At 35.4% G+C, this 254-nt stretch carries 1 pseudogene; it reads right to left on the reverse strand.

Annotated features, from left to right (window positions below):
* Nucleotides 1–254, reverse strand: a pseudogene (locus AAEY57_RS20505) (MotA/TolQ/ExbB proton channel family protein); the annotation flags it as partial.

The raw sequence follows: 254 nt of genomic DNA on the forward strand, positions 1-254 counted from the left end.
TTTATGTTTATCGTGAATTAACTGATTAAATAATTGATCGTCTCGTACTTGGCCTTTTTCGCTTTGCAGCGTTAAGTTAAACAACTGCTGCTGCATGCCTGCAAATTCATTGCTATTTTCAGCTTTAAAAAATTGCTGTAATTGCATTTGAGAGTGCATTTTAATTTTACTTAAACGCAGTAGTTGCGCGGCTTTTAATAGCGCAATGGTAAGTGCAAAGCAGGCAAATAAAATAATAGGGATAGCCCATAAAC

This window comes from Pseudoalteromonas sp. MER144-MNA-CIBAN-0113, from assembly GCF_040308965.1.
GTDB lineage: Bacteria > Pseudomonadota > Gammaproteobacteria > Enterobacterales > Alteromonadaceae > Pseudoalteromonas > Pseudoalteromonas tetraodonis.